Annotated in this window: 13 protein-coding genes and 1 pseudogene; 9 read left to right on the top strand and 5 right to left on the bottom strand. The window is 73.5% G+C overall.

Annotated elements, in window-relative coordinates:
• Nucleotides 1-22: 22 nt before the first annotated feature.
• Together IE329_RS37755 and IE329_RS37750 are read right to left on the bottom strand one after the other, a co-directional pair.
• Complete coding sequence (locus tag IE329_RS37755; RefSeq protein ID WP_190215591.1) at nt 23-556, bottom strand: GNAT family N-acetyltransferase; 534 nt, start codon at nt 554-556, stop codon at nt 23-25.
• A 1,019-nt stretch (nt 557-1,575) separates the two neighbouring features.
• A complete protein-coding gene (locus tag IE329_RS37750) occupies nt 1,576-4,281 on the bottom strand; it encodes a SpoIIE family protein phosphatase (RefSeq protein WP_190215590.1) in 2,706 nt (901 codons plus the stop codon).
• Nucleotides 4,282-4,691: 410 nt separating this feature from the next.
• Here IE329_RS37750 and IE329_RS37745 point away from each other — a divergent pair, with 410 nt between their 5' ends.
• The gene (locus IE329_RS37745) at nt 4,692-6,467 is read left to right on the top strand and encodes an oleate hydratase (protein WP_190215589.1); all 1,776 of its coding nucleotides are present in this window, start codon (nt 4,692-4,694) and stop codon (nt 6,465-6,467) included.
• Between the two features lie 122 nt (nt 6,468-6,589).
• Here IE329_RS37745 and IE329_RS37740 read toward each other — a convergent pair whose 3' ends face one another.
• Nucleotides 6,590-7,603, bottom strand: a complete 1,014-nt coding sequence (locus IE329_RS37740) for a LacI family DNA-binding transcriptional regulator (RefSeq protein ID WP_229928090.1) — start codon at nt 7,601-7,603, stop codon at nt 6,590-6,592.
• 394 nt (nt 7,604-7,997) lie between these two features.
• On the opposite strand from IE329_RS37740, the gene IE329_RS37735 reads away from it, so the two are divergent.
• The 5 genes from IE329_RS37735 to IE329_RS37715 all read left to right on the top strand — a co-directional run bounded on the left by IE329_RS37735 (nt 7,998) and on the right by IE329_RS37715 (nt 14,373).
• On the top strand, nt 7,998-8,960 hold the full coding sequence (locus tag IE329_RS37735) for a glycoside hydrolase family 6 protein (RefSeq protein ID WP_190215587.1): 963 nt from the start codon (nt 7,998-8,000) through the stop codon (nt 8,958-8,960).
• 119 nt (nt 8,961-9,079) lie between these two features.
• On the top strand, nt 9,080-10,375 hold the full coding sequence (locus tag IE329_RS37730) for a glycoside hydrolase family 6 protein (RefSeq protein ID WP_190215586.1): 1,296 nt from the start codon (nt 9,080-9,082) through the stop codon (nt 10,373-10,375).
• Nucleotides 10,376-10,560: 185 nt separating this feature from the next.
• The gene (locus IE329_RS37725) at nt 10,561-11,952 is read left to right on the top strand and encodes a hypothetical protein (RefSeq protein ID WP_190215585.1); all 1,392 of its coding nucleotides are present in this window, start codon (nt 10,561-10,563) and stop codon (nt 11,950-11,952) included.
• Nucleotides 11,953-12,371: 419 nt separating this feature from the next.
• Complete coding sequence (locus tag IE329_RS37720; RefSeq protein ID WP_190215584.1) at nt 12,372-13,112, top strand: class I SAM-dependent methyltransferase; 741 nt, start codon at nt 12,372-12,374, stop codon at nt 13,110-13,112.
• Nucleotides 13,113-13,503: 391 nt separating this feature from the next.
• On the top strand, nt 13,504-14,373 hold the full coding sequence (locus IE329_RS37715) for a Bax inhibitor-1/YccA family protein (RefSeq protein ID WP_190215583.1): 870 nt from the start codon (nt 13,504-13,506) through the stop codon (nt 14,371-14,373).
• Between the two features lie 318 nt (nt 14,374-14,691).
• Here IE329_RS37715 and IE329_RS37710 read toward each other — a convergent pair whose 3' ends face one another.
• Both IE329_RS37710 and IE329_RS37705 read right to left on the bottom strand, forming a co-directional pair.
• A complete protein-coding gene (locus IE329_RS37710; RefSeq protein WP_190215582.1) occupies nt 14,692-16,518 on the bottom strand; it encodes an ABC-F family ATP-binding cassette domain-containing protein in 1,827 nt (608 codons plus the stop codon).
• A 94-nt stretch (nt 16,519-16,612) separates the two neighbouring features.
• Nucleotides 16,613-18,247 (bottom strand): ABC-F family ATP-binding cassette domain-containing protein, encoded by a 1,635-nt coding sequence (locus IE329_RS37705; protein ID WP_190215581.1) that lies wholly within the window; start codon nt 18,245-18,247, stop codon nt 16,613-16,615.
• Nucleotides 18,248-18,694: 447 nt separating this feature from the next.
• Between IE329_RS37705 and IE329_RS37700 the strand changes: the two genes are divergently transcribed.
• The 3 genes and pseudogenes from IE329_RS37700 to IE329_RS37690 form a co-directional block, all read left to right on the top strand.
• The gene (locus IE329_RS37700; RefSeq protein ID WP_190215580.1) at nt 18,695-19,417 is read left to right on the top strand and encodes a molybdopterin-dependent oxidoreductase; all 723 of its coding nucleotides are present in this window, start codon (nt 18,695-18,697) and stop codon (nt 19,415-19,417) included.
• The gene (locus IE329_RS37695) at nt 19,365-20,045 is read left to right on the top strand and encodes a cytochrome b/b6 domain-containing protein (RefSeq protein WP_190215579.1); all 681 of its coding nucleotides are present in this window, start codon (nt 19,365-19,367) and stop codon (nt 20,043-20,045) included. The genes IE329_RS37700 and IE329_RS37695 overlap by 53 nt, the downstream gene beginning before the upstream one ends.
• Before the next feature lie 425 nt (nt 20,046-20,470).
• Nucleotides 20,471-20,775: pseudogene (locus tag IE329_RS37690) on the top strand (tannase/feruloyl esterase family alpha/beta hydrolase); the annotation flags it as partial.

Genomic DNA, 20,775 nt, shown 5'->3' with positions numbered 1-20,775 from the left:
TGGCGGATCCGGCAGGTGCTGGTCAGCCGGCCAGGTCAGCGGGGCGGATGCGGTAGACCTGGAGGCTGAGTCCGTAGTACTTGGTGGTCTCGCCGACCCACTCCATGCCGAGCCGCCTCGTCATGGCGATGGCGCGGACGTTGTTCGGCCGCGCGACCGCGAAGAGTTCCTCGGCGTCCTGCGTGAAGGCCCAGGCGATGAGTGCGCGGCCGCCCTCGGTGGCATAGCCCTGCCCCCAGGCCTCGGGGGCCACCTGCCAGCTCATCTCCAGGTCGTCCTCGTACGGTGGCAGCAGCCGGATGCCGAGACCACCGACGACCGCGCCGTCGTCCCGGCGCTGCACGGCCCACCGTCCCCGAGGTGCCGGCAGATTCGGCTGCGCCTCCTGCCACGCATGCAACACTGAGCGCATCGCCGCCACGTCACCGACGCGCTCCATCGCCGGAGTGAGCCAACGCGCGACATCCGGCGAACCGTAGATCGCCAGGGCGTCCTCGGCATCGTCGACGGACCAGTCCCGAATGACGAGCCGATCGGTGACCAACGAGATGTCCATCGCCCGGACCTCCTCCGTTTCCCTGGTGCCCATGATGCTCCCGCCTCCCCACGGCCGCACGACTGGACCGTGGACGAGGGCACCCCGGCGGCCGGCAGGCCCCCGGCGGGCCGGCCGGCCGCCCTCGACGTGGTCGCCGGGGCGGTGCTCGATGCCGTCCCGCAGGCCCCCGGAGCCGGGTCTCGGCGCTGACCCGCCCGTCACGCCGGCGACCCGCCTGATGACGTGGCGACGTCCTTGTGATTCCCCCGTCGGCAGGCACCTCACCGAGGCGGCGTCGCTGCTGGTCCGGGCGGTGCGGCTCCGTACGGGTCGCGGCGGGACTCAGGCTCGCGTCCCCACCGCCTCGGGTCGGGGACCGCGGCGATCGGTCGGGGTTCGGTGGGGGCACGGGGGCGGGTCGGGCGGTGGCCGTCCGCGGCGTCGTCCACCCCGGTGCGTGGGCTCCTCCCGGGCCTGCGGGCGGGTGGCGGGCCATGGTGGACCACTCCGAGACGCCGTTCCCGGAGCCCTCCGGGCCGGGTTCCGGGAGTCGGCAGAACGCGGTTCCCGTCCGTCTGGCGCTGGGGACGACGCGGTCGCGCGAGGGGGCTCGATGGTGCGGTGCGGAGTGGCCTCGTTCCCGTGAGGCCGGTGCCGCCGTCCGGCCCGGTCCCTGCGCTGACCGAGCGGCCGGGCCCTGTCACGAGCAGCGACCTCGATGCGGACGCATGGGACGACGTCCCTGCCCCGCCGGCCGGCGACGGTCGGTCCGTGTGCGCACGCCGTGCGCCGGACGCTTTCGGGACCGGGCTGCGGATCGGCCAGGTTCTCGCGCGCCGGAACCGGCGACCGCCGGATCGGGCGGTTGTGCCCGATCCGGCGGCCGGCGGCCCCGCAGTGGAGCCGACCGGGCGGTCCACCTGGTCCTTGAGGTGGATGTCGACGATGTCGGTGGACAGGTCGTACTCGACCACGACCTGCTGGCGGTGCTCGGCCGTGCCGAACATCGCGGGGTGGTGGCCGAAGACTGCTCCACGTCATGTTCGGGCGTCGGCAGCGGCGGGGAGCGGCTGCTCCGCCCAGATGATCTTGCCCTGCGAGGTGTACCTGGTGCCCCAGTGCTCGGTGAGCTGGGCCACCAGGAAGAGCCCGCGGCCGCCCTCGTCCGTCGTCGCCGCGTACTTCAGGTGCGGGGAGGTGCTGCTGCCGTCGGCGACCTCGCAGATCAGGCTGCGGTCGCGCAGCAGCCGCACCCGCACCGGCGGGGAGCCGTAGCGGATGGCGTTGGTGACCAGTTCGCTGAGAACCAGTTCGGTGGCGAAGGTCAGGTCGGCCAGGCCCCACCGGTCCAGCGTCGCGGTGATCCACGTACGCACGTCGGCGACGGCGGCCGGATCGGACGGCACCTCGCGCTCGGCGATCCGGTCGGCGTCGAGCACCCGGGTCTTCGCGATCAGCAGGGCGACGTCGTCCTGCGGACGGTCGGGCAGCAGGGCGGCGAGTACGGCCCGGCAGTTCTCCTCGGGCTGCCGGTCGCGGTGGGAGAGCGCCTCGCGCAACAACTCCATGCCGATGTCGAAGTCGCGGGTGCGCTCCTCGATCAGGCCGTCCGTGTAGAGGACGATCTGGGTGCCTTCGGCCAGGTGCACCTGCGTCGTCTCGAAGGGCATGCCGCCCACCCCCAGCGGTGGGCCGACAGGGAGCTCGGGGAAGACGACGACGCCGTCGGGCCCGACCAGCGCCGGCACCGGGTGTCCCGCCGTCGCGATGGTGCAGAGCTGGGAGATCGGGTCGTAGATCGCGTACAGGCACGTGGCCCCGGTGACACCGGTCCCGGTGCCGCTGTCGCTCTCCTCCTGGTCGATGCGGTTCACCAGCTCGTCCAGGTGACCGAGCAGCTCGTCCGGCGGGAGGTCGAGGGTGGAGAAGTTGTGCACGGCGGTGCGCAGGCGACCCATGGTGGCCGCGGCGTGCAGTCCGTGACCGACCACGTCGCCCACGACGAGGGCGACCCGACTGCCGGGCAGCGGTATCACGTCGAACCAGTCACCGCTGACTCCGGACTGTGCGGGCAGGTAGCGGTGCGCGACGTCGAGGGCGCTCTGCTCCGGCAGGGCCCGCGGCAGCAGGCTGCGCTGCAGGGTCACGGCCATCGCGTGCTCGCGGGTGTAGCGGCGGGCGTTGTCGATGCTGACCGCGGCCCGTGCGACCAGTTCCTCGCCCAGCGAGCGGTCCCCGTCGTCGAACGGCCCGGGTTTCTGCGAGCGCCAGAAGTTGGCGACACCCAGGATGATGCCGCGCGCCGCCACCGGAATGGTGAGGAGCGAGTGGACGCCGTGGTCGACGATCCGCCGCGTCCATTCCGGGTCCTGGGCCTGCCAGCCGTGGGCGACCGACAGGTCGGGCACCACCTGCGACCGGCCGCTGCCGAAGCCCTGGGCCTGCGGGGTGGAGGGGACGAAGTCGATCAGCTTGCCGCGCGGGTAGAAGGGGTGGTCCTGCTGGATCCCGCTGACGGCGACCCGGCGCAGGTCCAGCCTGGTGCCGGTCGGCTCGTCGCCGTGCAGCACGGGGTCGGCGAGGTCGACGGTGACGAAGTCCGCGAAGCCGGGGACGGCGAGCCCGGCCAGCTCCTCGGCCGTGCGCACGACGTCGAGCGACGTACCGATGCCGATCCCGGCCTCGTAGAGCAGGGCGAGGCGGTTGCCGGCCACCTCGGCCTTGCCGGCCAGCGCGAGGAGTTCCGTGGAGTCACGGATCGTCGCGACCGTCCCCATCGAACCGCCGTGCCGGTCGGTCGGCCGCTGGTTCACCACGAGCAACCTGCCGGTGGCCCGGTGCACCTCGTCCGTGGCCACCCGGCCCGAGAGCAGCAGCTCCTCGGTGTCCGGGTCGAGGCCCCGCAGCTCCTCCAGGTGCCGGCCCTCCGCGTCGGCCGGGAGCCCGAGCAGCTCCCTCGCCTCGTCGTTCGCGAGGAGCAGCCGCTTGTCCTGCCCGACGATGACCACGCCCTCCCGCACGGCGTGCAGGACGGCGTTGTGGTGCTCGTACATGCGGGTCATCTCGGCCGGACCGAGGCCGCGCGTCTGGCGCTTGAGCCGCCTGGCGACCAGGGCGGTCCCGGTCGTGGCCACCGCGAGTGCGGCTGCGCCCGTGCCGAGAATGACGGGCAGCTGCCGGTTGCCGGCCGAGGCGACGTTCTTGACCTTGAGCCCCGCCGACACCAGGCCCACGACCGACCCGTCGGGGGCCTTCACGGGCACGACCGCCTGGACCTCGTGGCCGAGCGGGCCGTGCACGCTCTCGGTGTAGACCTGGCCGGCGAGCGAGGGGCCGATCGTTCCGACGAACTGCTTGCCGATCCGGTCGGGCAAGGGGTGCGTGTACCTGATCCCGTGGGTGTCCATGACCACGATGAAGTCCACGCCGGCCTGCTGGCGCGTCTCCTCCGTCAAGGGCTGGAGCACCGCCGTCGGCGAGGGGGACTTCAGCGCATCGAGCAGGCCGGGGGAGTGCGCGAACGTCTCCGCGACGGCGACCGAACGATTGCGGGCCTCCGCGTCGCTGGCGTGCCGCGACTCCAGGACCAGCGCCAGGATCGCCCCGAGGACGAGCAGCACCACGACCACGACCTGCAGCACGAAGACCTGGCCGGCAACGCTCCGAGGAGTCTTCCCGAGAGGATTCTTCGCCGCCGGCGACCGCTTCGGCACGGTCCGGACTCGGTCGGGCTGTTCGACCATGTGTCATTGATAGCACCGCGGCGAAGGCGACCACGAAGCGTAGGCGCGCTCGTGCGAGGGCGGCCCGGCCGGAATCGCGAGGGTGTGCGGCCGGCTCCGACGGGAGCTGCGACCGCAGGTGTCCGGCGGTCCACGAGCGCCCGGGCGCGGAAAGGGACAAAAGTGGATGATCCGCTACATTCAGTGCATGGGGATCGACGTTGCCGCACCCGAGGCCCGGCGTCGCGTCCCGCGCCGGGCATGCCCGGCGCGGGACGCGGGCCGCCGCCTCGACTTCGACCACCCCGAGCATCGGTGAGCCGGTGAAACCTCGTCGGGCGATCCGGTGAGGAGAAGGCAGGGGCGCGGGAGGAACGGCGCAGCGTCGGCCCCGCCCCGAGAGCAACCGGACCGTCCCCGAGGGAGTGCGCGTGTACTACAGCAGCGGCAACTACGAGGCGTTCGCCCGGCCCCGCAAGCCCGAACGCTCCGACCGTGCGATCGCCTGGTTCGTCGGTGCCGGGCTGGCCTCGCTGGCCGGGGCGGCGTTCCTGGTGCGCGACGCCCAGGTCCCCGGCGAGCGGATCACGATCCTGGAGCGTCTCAAGCTGCCCGGCGGGGCCCTGGACGGCATCAAGGAGCCGAAGAAGGGCTTCGTGATCCGCGGGGGGCGCGAGCTGGAGGACCACATGGAGTGCCTGTGGGACCTGTTCCGCTCCGTACCGTCGCTGGAGGTCGAGGGGGCGTCGGTGCTGGACGAGTTCTACTGGCTCGACAAGGACGACCCCAACCGGTCCCTGCAGCGCGTCACCGAGGACCGGGGCCGCGACGCCGGGACGAACGGCCTGTTCGCGCTCGGCGACCGCGCCCAGAAGGACATCGTCAAGGTCTTCCTGGCCACCCGCGAGGAGCTGGAGGGCAAGCGGATCGACGAGGTCTTCGGACCCGAATTCCTGGCCGGCAACTTCTGGCTGTACTGGCGCACCATGTTCGCGTTCGAGCAGTGGCACAGCGCCCTGGAGATGAAGCTCTACCTGCACCGCTTCATCCACCACGTCGGCGGCCTGCCGGACCTGTCCGCGCTGAAGTTCACCAGGTACAACCAGTACGAGTCGATGGTCCTGCCGCTGACCCGCTGGCTCATCGACCAGGGCGTGGTCTTCCGCTTCGACACCGAGGTCACCGACATCGACTTCGACCTGGCCCCCACGCGCAAGCAGGCCACCCGCATCCACTGGCTCGACCACGGGCGACCGGGGCACGCGGACCTGGGCGAGGACGACCTGGTGTTCACCACCATCGGCTCGCTCACCGAGAACTCCGACGAAGGCGACCACCACACCCCCGCCCGCCTGGACCAGGGCCCCGCGCCGGCCTGGGACCTGTGGCGCACCATCGCCGCCAAGGACCCCGCCTTCGGGCACCCCGAGGTGTTCTGCGGCAACATCCCCGCCTCCAAGTGGGAGTCCGCCACCGTCACCACCCTGGACGCACGCATCCCCCGCTACATCCAGAAGATCGCCAAGCGGGACCCGTTCAGCGGCGGGGTGGTCACCGGCGGCATCGTCACCGCCCGCGACTCCGCCTGGCTGCTCAGCTGGACCGTCAACCGCCAGCCGCACTTCAAGGCCCAGCCGGCCGACCAGATCGTCGTGTGGCTGTACGGGCTGTTCGTCGACAAGCCCGGCGACCACGTGCACAAGCCCATGCAGGAGTGCACCGGCGAGGAGATCACCCAGGAGTGGCTCCACCACCTCGGCGTCCCCGAGGCGGACATCCCCGAACTCGCGGCCGAGGCGGCCCGGTGCGTGCCCGTGATGATGCCCTACATCACCGCCTTCTTCGCCCCCCGCCACGCCGGCGACCGGCCCGCCGTCGTACCCGAGGGCGCGGTGAACTTCGCCTTCATCGGCCAGTTCGCCGAGACCGGCCGTGACTGCATCTTCACCACCGAGTACTCGGTGCGCACCGGCATGGAGGCCGCCTACCAACTCCTGGGCGTCGAACGCGGCGTCCCGGAAGTCTTCAACTCCACCTACGACATCCGCACCCTGCTGGCCGCCGTCAGCCACCTGCGGGACGGCGCCCCGCTCGACCTCCCCGGTCCCGCCTTCGTCCGCAACCGGCTCCTGAACCGCCTCGAAGCCACCGAAGTCGGCGTACTCCTGCAGGACTTCGACCTCATCAAGGACGAGCAACAGCAGTAGGACCGAACAGCACCAGGACCGAACAGCACCAGGGCCCGCCGCCCACCGCAGGCGCTGCCGGGGCCGGCCGGCTCCACAGGCTGGCGGGCCGCCGGGGAGCCGCGTCAGCCGCGCCGACGGTGTCAGGCGGATTCGCGCCGGACCAGCCGGGTGGGCAGGAGCAGCGGGCTCGGGCTCCCGCCTGCGACGAGGGCCAGCAGCATGCGGGTCATCTCCTGGCCGAGGGCCTGGATGGGCTGGTGGATCGTCGTGAGCGGCGGGTCGGACACCTCGGCGACCGGCAGGTCGTCGAAACCGATGACGGCGGTGTCGCCGGGCACCGTGCGGCCGGCGCGGCGCAGCGCCCGCAGCGCGCCCGCCGCCATGTTGTCGTTGGCGGCGAAGACGGCGTCGGTGTCCGGGTGCCGGGCCAGCAGGGCGTCCATGGCGGTGATCCCGCCGAGTTCGGTGAAGTCGCCGGGTTCCTCGCCGTGGGGGGTGAGCCCGGCCAGGGTGAGGGCTTCGCGGTAGCCCCGGTGGCGGGCGCGGCTGACGTCGGTGTCCAGCGGGCCGGTGATCATCGCGATGCGGGTGCGGCCCTGGGAGATCAGGTACTCGGTCGCGGCCCGGGCCCCGCCGACGTTGTCCACGTCCACGAAGGAGGGCACGTCCTGTCCCAGGGGCCGGCCGCCGAAGACGGCGGGGATGTCCGCGTCGAGGGCGAGCCTGGTCAGCGGGTCGCCCTCGCGCAGCGCCATCAGCATGACGCCGTCCACGGCGCGGGTGTGCAGCAGCTGCTGCACCCGCAACTGGCCCCGGGCGGACGTGGCCAGACAGAGCATCAGGTGGAGGTCGGTCTCCTCCAGGACGGTGGTGGCGCCGGCGACGACCTGGCCGAAGAACGGGTCGGCGAAGACCGCGGGGTCGTCGCCGGCCACGATGAGGGCCACCGCGCCCGCCTGCTGCGTGGCCAGTGCCCGCGCGGTGGGGTTGGGCACGTAGCCCAGCTCCCGGATCGCGCGTTGCACGGCCTCGCGCTTGTCGCGGCTGACGTGGGGCGCGTTGTTGAGCACCCTGGACGCGGCGGTGCGCGAGACGCCCGCGCGCTCCGCCACCTCGTCCAGGGTCGGCCGTCGGCGCGTCGGCTCGTCTGTCACGGCATCTCTCCCCGGTCTCGGTACCTCAGGAGGGTAGCTCGCTCGCCCCGTCGGGCCGAACCACATCCGGAAGCGCTTCCGGTGAGGAACTATATAAGGCTTCGGCATCCGCGTGAAGCCGGCTGCGGCGGCGCTCTTGACACAGTCCTGAGAACGGATCCACGATGGCCCGGCAGCGACGGGTGGCTGTGAGGGTGACCGGAAGCGCTTCCAAAAAGAGGCGCTTCCAGTCACCGTCCCACGGACACCGGACACGCTTCGGCAGTCAGCCACGGGAGCTGAACGCCGGCCGACCACGACGCCCCGGCCACCCCGCTGTCGTGCACCTCGCTCCTCGTCGAACCGCCGTCCTCACGCGGCCGTGCGGCGCCCCCACCCGAGAAGAGGTTCCTCCATGCGCAGATCCTTCCGTCCGATCGCGGCGATCCTGCTCGCCCTTCCGCTGGCGCTCGCGGCTCCCACCGCCGCGCACGCGGACCCCGTGACCAGCACCAGCGGCTTCTACGTCGACCCCAACTCCAGCGCCGCCGCGTGGGCGGCCGCCAACCCCGCCGACGGGCGCGCCGCCGCGATCAAGGCCTCCATCGCCGCCGTCCCGATGGCCCGCTGGTTCGGCAACTGGAGCGGCGCGATCGGCACCGCCACCGGTGCCTACGTCGGCGCCGCCCAGGCCTCGGGCAAGCTCCCCGTCCTGGTCGCCTACAACATCCCGGACCGCGACATCTGCGGCGGCCAGTCGGCCGGCGGTGCGGGCTCCGCCGCCGCCTACGACACCTGGATCGCGGCCTTCGCGAGCGGCATCGGCAGCCGTCCCGCCGTCGTCGTCCTGGAACCCGACGCGCTCGGCGACCAGAGCTGCATGACGTCCGCCCAGATCTCCAGCCGCAACGCCCTGCTCAACAACGCCATCACGCAGTTCAACAACAAGGCACCCAACACCTGGGTCTACCTGGACGCCGGGAACCCCGGCTGGATCAGCGCGTCCACGATGGCCCAGCACCTGAACGCCGCGGGCCTCAGCCGGACCCACGGCTTCTCGCTGAACGTCTCCAACTTCTACACCACCGCCGAGAACACCAGCTACGCCGGCTCGGTCAACTCGGCCCTCAAGTCCTCCTACGGCTACACCAAGCCCTTCACCGTCGACACCAGCCGCAACGGGAACGGCTCGAACGGCGCCTGGTGCAACCCCGCCGGCCGCAGGACCGGCACTCCCACCCAGCTCGGCGGCGGCGCCGAGATGCTGCTGTGGATCAAGACACCGGGCGAGTCCGACGGCAACTGCGGCGTCGGAGCCGGTTCGGCGGCCGGCCAGTTCCTCCCCGAGGTCGCCTACAAGATGATCTACGGCTACTGAATCCCGTCCACGGCTGAAGGCCGCAGCCGTACGCACGGCCCGGCCCGGCGCACCCCGAACCCCGGTGCGCCGGGCCTCTCACCACCAGCTCCCAGCTCCGACCACACCCGAGGAACCCGATGACCCACCACCTGCCCAGAACCGTGCTCCCCGCCGCCGCCGTCGCGCTGGTACTCGGCCTCGCCGCCCCCGCGACGGCCTCGCCCGCACCGCCGGCGACAGCGGCCGGTCACACCCTGCCCGCCGGCACCCGCTTCTACGTCGACCCCGACAGTGACGCCGCCCACCAGGCCGTCACCGACCTGAAGAACCACGACCTGGCCGGCGCCGCGACGATGGCGAAGCTGGCGAGCTGGCCGGAGGCCACCTGGTTCACCGGCGGCACCCCCGCCGAGGTCAGGACCCAGGTGGCGAAGCTGATGCGGGACGCCGGGCGCACCGGCACGGTGCCGACGCTCGTCGCCTACAACATCCCGCTGCGCGACTGCTCGCTGTACTCCGCCGGCGGCGCGCAGTCCGACGCCGAGTACCAGGCGTGGATCAAGGCCTTCGCCCAGGGCATCGGCAACGGCAAGGCCGTCGTCGTGCTGGAACCGGACGGCCTCGCCAACCTGCCGTCCGACTGCGGTCCCGCGTCCGACCCCACCGGTGTCCTCACCGCGGGCCGCATCGCGGACCTCAACACCGCCGTCGACGCACTGGAGGGGCAGCCGGGCACCTCGGTGTACCTGGACGCGGGCAACAGCCACTGGAAGAGCGTCGGCGACATCGCCCAGCGGCTGCTGCAGGCCGGCGTGGCCCGCACCCAGGGATTCTCGCTCAACGTCTCCAACAACCTGGCCACCGACCTGAACACCCACTACGGCACCTGGGTCTCCACCTGCCTCTGGTTCGCCACCAAGGGCCCGGCCTGGGCGAACGGGCACGCGGATTCCTGCGCCGGCCAGTACTACTCCTCGGCCGCCCCGAACGACGGCCTGCCCGGCAACGCGGTCGATCCGGACGACCCGAGCACCTGGCACTGGACCGACCAGTGGTTCCAGCAGAACGCCGGCACCCCGCCCACCGGTCAACTCACCCACTTCGTCGTCGACACCAGCCGCAACGGCCGCGGCGCCTGGACCCCGCCCCAGGGCAAGTACTCCGGCGACCCGCAGATCTGGTGCAACGCACCCGGCCGCGGCATCGGCGCCCGGCCCACCGCAGACACCGGCGTCCCCCTGGTGGACGCCTACCTCTGGGTCAAGACCGTCGGCCAGTCCGACGGCCAGTGCAACCGCAGTGTCCCCGGCGGCACCATCGACCCCGAGTACGGTGCCGTGGACCCCGCCGCCGGCGCCTGGTGGCCCGAGCAGGCGCAGTCCCTCGTCCAGAACGCCGTCCCGGCCCTGACGTTCAACCTCAACCTGCACTGAGCGGCCGGCGGGCGGCGGGCGCGGCACCGATCGGTGCAAGCCGATGACGCGGACGCCGCCCCGCCCGTACCGTGCTGTGGGAGCTGTACGTGCGGTGGCCGTGGACGTGCCCACGGCGTCGGGGGAGGGGCGGGACGGTGGCGGCTCACGTGTTCAGTCGGGGAAAGGGCCAGGGGCGGGCGCGGTTGGAGTTCCCGAAGCCCGAGCGCGCGGTGCTGCTCGCCGTCCGCAAGCAGCGCGGGGCGCGGATGGACCTCTTCACCGTGCGCCCCACCGGCCGCCGCGGCCACTTCGTCCGGCGGTTCGAGGCCGAGGACTCCGAGGCGCTGGTGCTGCTCCCCCGGGACCGCCAGGGGCGGCACCAGAAGCTGTGGGTGGAGACCGAGGGCCACTGGTCGCTGCGGGTGCGCGAGGTCCCCACCGCGCGGACCTTCACCCGCGAGGTCGCGGGAGCGGGCCCGGAGGTGCTGGACTACCGGGGGCCGGCCGGATGGGCGACGATCACCCACCGCGCCACCCACGAGCGGTTCGTCCTGGCGGCCCACCCCAACGGCCCGGACCGGGACCGCGTCGTCCTGAAGTCCGTCCCGCACCTGCTGGAGGGCCTCGGACCCGAACCCGGGACGGACACCGGGGCGGAGCCGACCTGGCGGTACGTCGTCCCGCTCGACGGGCCGACACTGCTCGCGGTGGAGCAGGCGCAGGACTGGTCGATCAGCGTCACACCCGTGGACGCGCCCGACCCGCGCTCACCCGTGCGACGCTGGGTCGGCACCGCGACGATGCTGTTCGAACGGCCCCGCGAGGCCGGCCCCGTCCTGCTCGACTTCCACTACGAGGGGCGGGGACGCCAACTGGCCCCCAGCCTGGAGGTGCTGGACGACGACGGGCTGCGGCGCGAGTACCACCCCGGCCTCGGCCTCAGCCCGGACCACCGCTTCCTCCTGGGGGCCGACGAGCGGACGGCGGGGCTGCGCAGCCTGCGGATCCGGGTCGACGGGCCGGACCGGGAGTGGGAGCTGCGGCTCACCGACGTCGAGCACGCCCGGCCGCTGCGACGGGCGGCCGCCGGCGACGGCGCCGAGGTGCTGCGCTACGAGGGCCCGCCCGCGGTGCTCTCCGTCGCCCACGTCGGCGATGTCAATGTCGCCGAGGTGACCGGCTGGGGCCCGGGCCGGTACGACTGGCGGCTGAAGACGGGCACGCCCGGCCGCAGTTGCCACGGTGCCCTGATCGGCGCGGGCACAGCGCCCGAGCTGATCCGCGTCCTCGCCTGGGGGCAGTGGCGGCTGCAGGTCACCCCGCTCGACTCGGTGCGCGCCTTCGCCCCGCGGAGGGAGAGCACGGGGAGCACCCTGGTGCGCTGGCGCGGGCCCGCGGCCGACCTGCGGCTGACCCATCTCGCCGGACACCCGCTGCCTATCACTGTCGACGTGCTCTCCGAGGAACTGCGCAGCGTCGGACGGCTGACGGCCGAACCACCGGCCGCCCCGGCCGACGGCCTCCCGGTACGGCCGGGCGCCCTGCTGGCGGTGTCCGACCCGTACAACGCCGGCTGGGTGCTGGAGGGCCGCTGAGCGTCGTGCCGCCCGGGCCGCCGGCCGATGGACCCGAGCCCGCCGAGCGGCCGGCCCCGGCTCAGCGCTCGACGGCCCCGCGGCCTTGTCCCCGCGCTCGCCCACCGGGGCCCGGGGCTTCCTGGCCCGGTGGGCCAGGGAACGGCTTGGCGAGCCTGGAGGCGAACGCCGCGGCCCGTGCCACGGCAGGGACACCACGGCCCTTGGAGAGAGCGCACGTCGCCGTCCTCGGAGCGGCCACGTACGCGGGCCGGGCCGACGCAGGCCGGTGAGGCCGGACCGGGCAGGGTCCACCGTCCGGGTGGTTTGCCGGCACGGGGTCGAACGTGGTGTGAAGGATCCGGCCGGGCGGTTTCCGCCCGCCCGGGCGCCGGTACGGGGGCTGGTACGCACCGCCACGACACACGGGAGACCTGGGGATGAGTACTTCGGAGCGCTACGTACGCGCGTGGGAGGGCTTCTGGGCCGAGAACACGGGTGAGCCGGGAGAACCGTTCTGGGACGCGGACCCGTCGCTGACGGCGGCCCCGCACACCGCGCTGCTCGCCGCCCACGCCGACCGTACGCTGCCGGTCGTGGACCTCGGCTGCGGCAACGGCACCCAGACCCGCTACCTCGCCGGGCACTTCCGGCGAGCGGTGGGCGTCGACCTCTCCCCCTCGGCCGTGGCGCACGCCCGTCGGGCGGACCGCGAGGCGGTGGCCGAGTTCGAACAGCTCGACCTCACCGACCCGGTGGGGGTGCGGCGACTCGGTGACCGGCTCGGCGAGGCCAACGTCTACCTGCGGGCGGTGCTCCACCAGAGCGACCCGGCCGACCGGGCGCCGGTCGCGGCCTCGGTCGCCCTGCTGCTCGGCCGGCGCGGCCGCGGTTTCGTGGTCGAGCCGACCGCCGCCGCCAAGGCGGTGATCCAGCAGGCCGCCGAACGGCCCGGTGGCCCGTCGGACAAGCTCCGTCAGGTCCGCAAGCACCAGCAGCGCCCGGCCGAGGTCGCCCCGGGGGAGCTGCCCGAGCTGCTGCGCGGAGCCGGCCTGGAGATCCTGGACCAGGGCGGGACGGACCTCGCGATGAGCGAGCGTCACCCGGACGGGACGCGGGTGGCCCTGCCGGCCCAGTGGTTCGTGGTCGCTGCGGCAGGGGAGGGCCGGCCGGGCGGCTGAGCGCCCGCCGGAGCGCGGTCGCCGGTCGGTGCGGAGGGGCCCCCGGCGGCCGGGTCGCCGCACTCGGCGCGGCGGGTGCGCCGGAGCCCGCACTCGTCGCGGCGGAGCTTCGCGACGGGAGGAGCACCGCAGTCCGCCCCGGCGCAGTAACCCTTTCGAGTAGTTATCACGAGGGTCTTCTTGCGGTCGTTGCCGTGCAGTAATTCGGTGCAAACGCCAAATATGGCTCCACCGTGCACTGTTCGGCGAGCGAAGGGCGGCCTTGCGTCTCGTCGCGTCACCTGTCAGAGTGGTTATGCGTTCAGCGGGCCTCGGGGTCTCATCTCAGGTCTGCGCGCGCACCCGACTCACACCGAGGGCCGCGGGACACCACGGCCCTGGAAGGAACGCCATGCGCAGCAGCAACCCGGTCTTCGCCCGGCGAGGCTTCCGCCGCCAAGAGGCCACCGAGGGCGCCGCCGTCCGGCAGCCCGAGCCGGTGGGCGCCACGGTCGGAGCCGGGCCGCAGGGGCCGGCCCCCGCCGGACCGCCGGCCTTCGGGTCCGCGCCGAACCTCGTCGGGATGACGTTCACGAAGCACCGGGCCATGACCATCGACGACGTCACGGTCCGGACGGGTGCCACCCTCGGCATCCTGGTCCTCGCCGCCGTGCTGTCCTGGGTCCTGCTGCCGGTCGACCCGGCCGGTGTCGGTACCTCCTACGCCGTCGGGGCCGGTGCCGCACTGGTCGCCTTCCTCCTCGCGATGGTCCAGACGTTCCGGTCGAGGCCCGCACCGGCGCTGATCCTCGGTTACGCGGCGCTGGAAGGCGTCTTCCTCGGCACCTTCTCCGAGGCCACCTCCACCTTCATCGCCCCCGGCGTGGTGGTGCAGGCGGTGCTCGGCACGATGGCGGTCTTCGCCGGTGTGCTCATCGCCTACCGGCTCCGTTGGATCCGGGTCACCCGCAGGTTCGCCGGCTTCGCGACGGCGGCCGCGACCGGACTCCTCCTGCTGCTGGCCGCCGACCTGCTGTTCTCCGCCTTCGGGGCCGACTCCCTCGGGTTCGGCAGCGGCGGCCCGGGGGTGGCGTTCGGTGTCGCGGGAGTCCTGATCGGCGCGGCCTTCCTGGCCCTGGACTTCCGGCAGGTGGAGGACGGCATCGCCCAGGGGGCTCCCCCGGAGGACGCGTGGTTCGCGGCCTTCGGCCTCACCACCACCCTGGTGTGGATCTACCTGGAGGTGCTCCAGGTCCTGACGATCCTGCGCGGCGAGGACTGACCCGCCCGCCAGGCGTACCGTCCCGGAGGCCCCAGGCCATCCGGGACGGTACGCCTGTTCCGGCGTCAGGTCCCCCCGGTGACGCCGTGATGCGATGGAGGGCCGCAGAGGGCCGCTGCACCGTTTCCCCGGCCGGCGGGCCGGCCGAAGCCCGGTCCGGGCGTGGGCGTCACCGTCATCCTGCTCCGTCCTGCCCTGAGGTGCGGCTAAATAACCTCTCCGAAAGGTGACGCAATTCAGGGCAGGGACGAGCGGCCGGACGGTCACACGTGTGGACGTCCTCGGGGCACCCGGGGGCACATGCGAAGGCTGTTCGTCCTATCCGCCCAGCCGGATCTCGCGGCCCGCCCACCGCCCGCGCAGCCACCGGTCGTGGCTGGCGACGACGACCGCGCCCGGTCCGGTGCCCAGGGCGTCCTCCAGCTCGTCGCAGAGGGTGGGGGAGAGGTGGTTCGTCGGCTCGTCCAGCAACAGCAGGTGCGGCGGCCGGGCCACCAGGATCGCCAGAGCGAGCCGCCTGCGCTGCCCTGCCGACAGGTGGGCGACGGGCTTGCCCAGGTCCGCCGCGTGGAGCAGGCCGAGCGAGGACAGCGGCACCGCCTGCGCCCGTTCCTCGCCGAGGGCCTGACGGTAGGTGTCGCGGACGGTGCGCCCGGGGTGCCCGAACACCGTGTCCTGGGCGAGCAGCCCCACGGTCGCTCCCGGACGGCGGGTCACCTCCCCCTCGGGCACCGGACGGCCCGCGAGCACCGCCAGCAGCGTCGACTTGCCGGTGCCGTTCGCCCCGGTGACCAGGAGCCGGTCGGTCGTCGTGATCCGCAGGGCGTCCACGGTGAGCCGGCCGGGCACGCGGACGCCGCGTAGCGACACCAGCGGCGCGTCCTCGCCGGCCCCCGGAGCCCCGGTGGCTTCGGCGGCCCCCGGAACCCCGGCGGTCCACGGAGCCCCCGGAGCCCCGGCGTCCGCCGCAGGCGGCGGCGCGACGGGCACGGCGAGGGCGTCGGGGGCGAACCGCAGCGGGGCCGGCGGCCGGCGGACGCCGTCCCGTTCCAGTTCGGCGAGGCGCCGGGTGGCGTTGCGGACCCGGCGGGAGATCTGCTGCTGGACCCGGCCCGCCCGGTGCCCGTACCCCATCTTCTCGTTGTCGGTCCGGCCGCGGTCGGGGGCGACGCGGTGGGCCGTCGCACCCGTCGCACCCGTCGCACCCGTCGCCTGGCGCAGCGCCGCCAACTCCTCCTGCTCCTCCGCCCAGCGGCGTTCCCACCGCTCGCGCCCGGCCCGCTTCGCGGCCAGGTAGGTGCGGTAGTTGCCACCGTGGCGGACCGGGCCGTCCACGGCCGGGTCGAGGTCGATCAGGTCGGTGCAGACGGCGTCCAGGAAGGCCCGGTCGTGTCCGGCCACGACCACCACCCCGGGCATGCGCAGGAGTTGTTCCTCGACGAAGGCCGCCGCCTCGTCGTCCAGGTGGTTGGTCGGCTCGTCCAGCAGCAGCGCCGACGGTCGCCGGATCAGCAGTGCGGCGAGGGCGAGACGGCCACGCCGGCCGCCGGAGAGCGAGCCCAGCGTCCGGTCGTGGCCGATCCGGCCGAGTCCCAGCCGGTCCAGCACCCGGGCCGCCTGCCGGTCGGCGTCCCAGGACTCGCGCTGCCGGGCGCGCTCCAGCCGGTCGGCGTAGGCGTCCAGCAACTCCGGACGGGCTGGGAGCCCCTCCGTGCCGCCTGCGATCTCCGCCGCGAGCCGGTCGAGTTCGGAGAGGTCCTCGCGTGCTTCGCGCAGTGCGTCGTCCAGGACGTCGGCGACGGTGGCCGTGCTGTCGAAGGGCGCCTCCTGCCGCAGGAAGCCGAGTCCGGGCGGGCGGGTGACGTGGCCGCCGTCCGGCTCGTCCACGCCGGCCAGCAGGCGCAGCAGGGTGGACTTGCCGACACCGTTCTCCCCGATCAGGCCGATGCGCCGGCCCGGTGCCGCCGACAGGGAGACGCCGTCCAGGACCCTCCGGCCGTCGAGGATCCGGACCAGGTCGTGGGCGATCAGGGCAGGCCCGGGCCGGACGGGTCGCGGCTGGGCGGTTCCGGGTCGGACAGTTCCGGGTTGAGCTGTCCCAGGTCGGGCGGGTCGGGCGGGTCGGGGCGTGGCAGGTCGGGGCATGGCGGATCTCCGGTCGGGTGAGGGGTGCCGGCCCGCGCGGGCGGTGTTGCCTCGGCGCGGGCCGGCGGCAGGTCCAGGGCCTGGGCGGCTGCGCTCACACCTCCGGTGCCGCCGCCTCCTCCAGCGAGCCGTCCGCCAGCCGAAGCCACCGGTCCACCCCGATCGCGGTGAGGAACCGCTCGTCGTGGCTGACCACGACGAAGGCCCCCTGGTAGGAGTTGAGGGCGCTTTCGAGCTGGCCGACGCTGACCAGGTCGAGGTTGTTCGTCGGTTCGTCGAGCAGCAGCAGCTGCGGGGCGGGCACGGCGCACAGCACACAGACCAGGGTGGCGCGCAGCCGCTCGCCGCCGGAGAGCACCCGGACCGGCAGGTGGGCCCGGGCGCCGCGGAAGAGGAAGCGGGCGAGCAGGTTCATCCGCTCGGCCTCCGGCAGCTCCGGCGCCGCCGCGGTGAAGTTCTCCGCCACGGTGCGGTCCTCGTCCAGCAGGTCCAGCCGCTGGGAGAGGTAGGCGACGCGGCCGTCCGCGCGCTTGATCCGTCCGCTTTCCGGGGCGAGGTCCCCGACGAGCATCCGCAGCAGGGTGGTCTTGCCGGCCCCGTTCGGGCCGACGAGGGCGATCCGCTCGGGGCCCCGGACGGTCAGGGCGGCGCCGTCGCCGGCGAAGAGGGGGCGGTCGTCGCGCCGCACCTGGAGGTCCTCGCCGATGAAGAGGTCGCGGCCGGCGGGCACCCGGGTGCCGGCGAGGTCCAGGGTGAGGCGCTGCTCGTCGCGCAGTCCGCGCTCGGCCTCGTCGAGCCGGGCCCTGGCGTCGCCGACGCGGGCCGCGTGCAGCTGGCCGGAACGTCCGGCCGACTCCTGGGCGCCGCGCTTCATGGTGCCGGCGAAGATCCGCGGCAGTCCGGCGCTCTTCAGGTTGCGGGCCGCGTTGCCCGCCCGGCGCTCGGCGCGCTCGCGGGCCTGCTGCATCTCCCGCTTCTCCCGCTTGAGCTCCTGCTCGGCGTTGCGGATGTTCTTCTCCGCTACCTCCCGGCCGGCCTGCACGGCCTGCTCGTACGAGGTGAAGTCGCCTCCGTACAGGCGCAGTTCGTGGGAGTCGAGCTCGGCGATCCGGTCCATCCGGTCGAGCAGGGCGCGGTCGTGGCTGACCAGCAGCAGGCAGCCGGAGAAGCTCTCCAGCACCTCGTGGAGCCGACGGCGGGCTGGCAGGTCGAGGTTGTTGGTGGGTTCGTCGAGCAGCAGCACGTCCGGCCGCTTGAGCAGCTGCGCCGCGAGGCCGAGCTGCACGATCTGGCCGCCGCTGAGGGCGTCCAGCCGCCGGTCCAGGCGGACGCCGCCCAGGCCGAGGCGTTCGAGCTGGGCCAGGCAGCGCTCCTCGACGTCCCAGTCGTCGCCGATGGTGGTGAAGTGTTCCTCGGCCACGTCGCCGGACTCGACCGCGTCGATGGCGCGGATCACCGCGGCGACACCGAGGACCTCGGCGACCGTGAGACCGGCGGTCAGGGGCAGGTCCTGCGGCAGGTGGGCGGTCGTGCCGCTGACGGTCAACGCCCCGGCGGTGGGGGTGAGCAGACCCGCGATCAGTTTGAGCAGGGTGCTCTTGCCCGAGCCGTTGGGGGCGACGAGGCCGGTGCGGCCGGCGCCGAGGGCGAAGGACAGCTCCTGGAAGACGGGGGTGTCGTCGGGCCAGGAGAAGGACAGCTGGGAGCAGACGACGGAGTTCTGGGACATCAGGACAACCCGGGGGTGAGAGCGGGGCGGAGACACCTCCGCCCCGGGCAGACAGGGGGGACGGGCACGACGAACCGGGCCGTCGCGCCGGGTGCCCAGCACCCGCGAACGGCCTCAGGGGTGGATCTCACCCGGAGATGTCGTCGTCGCTCGTCATGTCTGCATCCACGCTTCCGTCGATGGGTCGGTCGGTCGCCAGCCTAGCAGTACCGGCCGGCGTCCCCGGGTGTTCCGGGTGTGCGGCCGGCGTCCTCGGGGTGTTCGCAGGGGTGGTCGGGGTGTCTTGACGGAGCGGCGGGCAGATGCCACCATCGTAACCGTTCAGAACGGTTACTTACTGCTCGTCGCATCCTCGGCGCACATGTCCCACGGCCGAGGTGTGCCGCCGAGGGTGTTCCGGCGCGACCGTGCGATCCGATCGGCGCGGGACCGGAGGAGGGGCGTCAGATGAGGGAAGAACGCGACCGGTGGGCCCAGGGGGCACCGGTGGGACGTCGGATGCTGCTGGGCACCCTGGCGGCGGGCGTCGCGGGTCTCGCCGCGGCGCCGTACCTGCAGCGCGGCTGGGAGGACGCCCTCGGCGCGGCCTCGCAGCACGACCCGACCGGCCTGACCGGTCTGCTGCCGGACCCCGGCGGGTTCCGCTACTACAGCGTCGTCGGCTCCGTGCCGCGCAAGGACGAGACCGACTACGGCCTGCGCGTGGACGGCCTCGTCGACCGGCCGCGCACGTACACCCTGCCGGACCTGCGGGCCCTCCCGCAGACCCGCGTCGTCCACGACGTGCTGTGCACCGACGGCTGGCGGGTGGACGACACCCCCTTCCAGGGCGTGCGGCTCGCCGACCTGCTGGACGCGGCCGGCGTGCGCAGCGAGGGCGCCGCACTGCGCTTCACCTGCTTCGACGGCGCCTACAGCGAGAGCCTGACACTGGAACAGGCCCGCCGCCCCGACGTCCTGGTGGCGCTGACCATGCAGGACCAGCCGATCAGCCATGCGCACGGCGGCCCGGTCCGCCTGTACGTGGCACCGATGTACTTCTACAAGTCGGCGAAGTGGCTCTCCGGCATCACCGTCACCGACCGGGTGATCCCCGGCTACTGGGAGGACTACGGATATGACGTCGACGGCTGGCTCCCCGGCGCCGACCGCGGCCCCGACGCAGCCTGAGCCGGGCGGCCGGATCCGCCGGTTCACCCGCGCCGAGCGGCTGGTGCACCGGACCACCGGGCTGCTGATGCTCCTCTGCCTGGCCACCGCCGTCTGCCTGTACATCGGCCCGGTCGCCCAGCTCGTCGGACGGCGCAGGCTCATGATCACCGTTCATGAGTGGTCGGGCGTCCTGCTGCCGCTGCCCCTGCTGCTCGGCCTGCTCTCCCGCGAGCTGCGGGCCGACCTGCGGCGCCTGAACCGCTTCGCGAGCTACGACCGGCAGTGGCTGCGGGCCGCGCGCCGCCGCCTCACCCGGCCGCAGGACCGGCCGGCCGGCAAGTTCAACGCGGGCCAGAAGCTCTGGGCGGGCTGGATCGCCGGCGCCGTCCTGGTGATGACGGCCACCGGGCTGCTGATGTGGTTCACCCGGCTGCTGCCGTTCGTCTCCCGCACCAGCGCGATCTTCGTCCACGACTGCCTCGCCTGGGCCGTGGCCGTCGTCCTGGCCGGGCACGTCCGGCAGGCCCTGCGGGACCCGGAGGCCCGGCGGGGGATGCGCACCGGCCATGTCGGCCGCCGCTGGGCGCAGCGCCACCACTCCCGGTGGCTGACCGATGACCCCGACGGCACCAGGACCGTCGAATGACGTAGCCGTGCGCCCGGACGCCCGCCGGCGACCGTTGCCCGGCCGACGCGCTGACCTGCGGCGCAGCCGCCCCGACCGGCGGCTTCCAGCGCCGCCGCGGCCCTCCGGGGCCGGCGGAGCAGTACCCGCCGACGGGCGTGATCCGCCGTCAACTGACTGATGCACCGCCCCATCGCGGCGGGCCATTGTTGATCCCGTCGGCCCCGGAGGAGGCGGGCGCCCTCCCCGAGCGGGCACCCGGCCACGGCCGACGGCGGGCCAACCGCCGCCGGTGCGCAGACCCCTGCCGGTCGGCACACCCGCGCACACCCACGCACACCCACGCACACCCATGCACACCCATGCACACCACGCAATGCCGTAGCGCGTCCGCGCCGAACGGCGACACCTCACACCTCACACCTCACCACCATGAACGGAACCCGATGAAACGACTTGTGACCGTACTCGCGGCCGCGGTGCCCCTGGCCGCCGCGCTGTACGTACCGGCCGCCTCGGCGGCCGCGGAGAACGCCACCCCCCGGTACAGCTGTACCGCCCCGCTGATGGCGGCTCCGGCCGGCACCCGCGTGGAGGCCGTCACCGCGGTGGCGCACGCCGCGGGCACCGTCGACGTACCGGCGGTCTTCCCGCTGGGGGAGAACCACGTCCCCGACGTACCGGCGTTCTGCGACATCACGGTCACCCTCACCCACCCCGGCCAGGGCGACCACGCCAAGGTGCGGGTCTG

This window comes from Kitasatospora indigofera (assembly GCF_014655955.1).
Classification (GTDB): Bacteria; Actinomycetota; Actinomycetes; order Streptomycetales; family Streptomycetaceae; genus Kitasatospora; species Kitasatospora indigofera.
This window is presented reverse-complemented; position numbering and strand designations above follow the sequence as displayed.

Bases quoted from the DNA above. Each gene is read 5' to 3' on its own strand.
- IE329_RS37695 (WP_190215579.1), top strand. From the start codon at position 19,365: ATGACGTCGACGGCTGGCTCCCCGGCGCCGACCGCGGCCCCGACGCAG.
- IE329_RS37750 (WP_190215590.1), bottom strand. From the start codon at position 4,281: ATGGTCGAACAGCCCGACCGAGTCCGGACCGTGCCGAAGCGGTCGCCG.
- IE329_RS37720 (WP_190215584.1), top strand. From the start codon at position 12,372: ATGAGTACTTCGGAGCGCTACGTACGCGCGTGGGAGGGCTTCTGGGCC.
- IE329_RS37730 (WP_190215586.1), top strand. From the start codon at position 9,080: ATGACCCACCACCTGCCCAGAACCGTGCTCCCCGCCGCCGCCGTCGCG.
- IE329_RS37755 (WP_190215591.1), bottom strand. From the start codon at position 556: ATGGACATCTCGTTGGTCACCGATCGGCTCGTCATTCGGGACTGGTCC.
- IE329_RS37715 (WP_190215583.1), top strand. From the start codon at position 13,504: ATGCGCAGCAGCAACCCGGTCTTCGCCCGGCGAGGCTTCCGCCGCCAA.
- IE329_RS37735 (WP_190215587.1), top strand. From the start codon at position 7,998: ATGCGCAGATCCTTCCGTCCGATCGCGGCGATCCTGCTCGCCCTTCCG.
- IE329_RS37710 (WP_190215582.1), bottom strand. From the start codon at position 16,518: ATGCCCCGACCTGCCACGCCCCGACCCGCCCGACCCGCCCGACCTGGG.
- IE329_RS37705 (WP_190215581.1), bottom strand. From the start codon at position 18,247: ATGTCCCAGAACTCCGTCGTCTGCTCCCAGCTGTCCTTCTCCTGGCCC.
- IE329_RS37700 (WP_190215580.1), top strand. From the start codon at position 18,695: ATGAGGGAAGAACGCGACCGGTGGGCCCAGGGGGCACCGGTGGGACGT.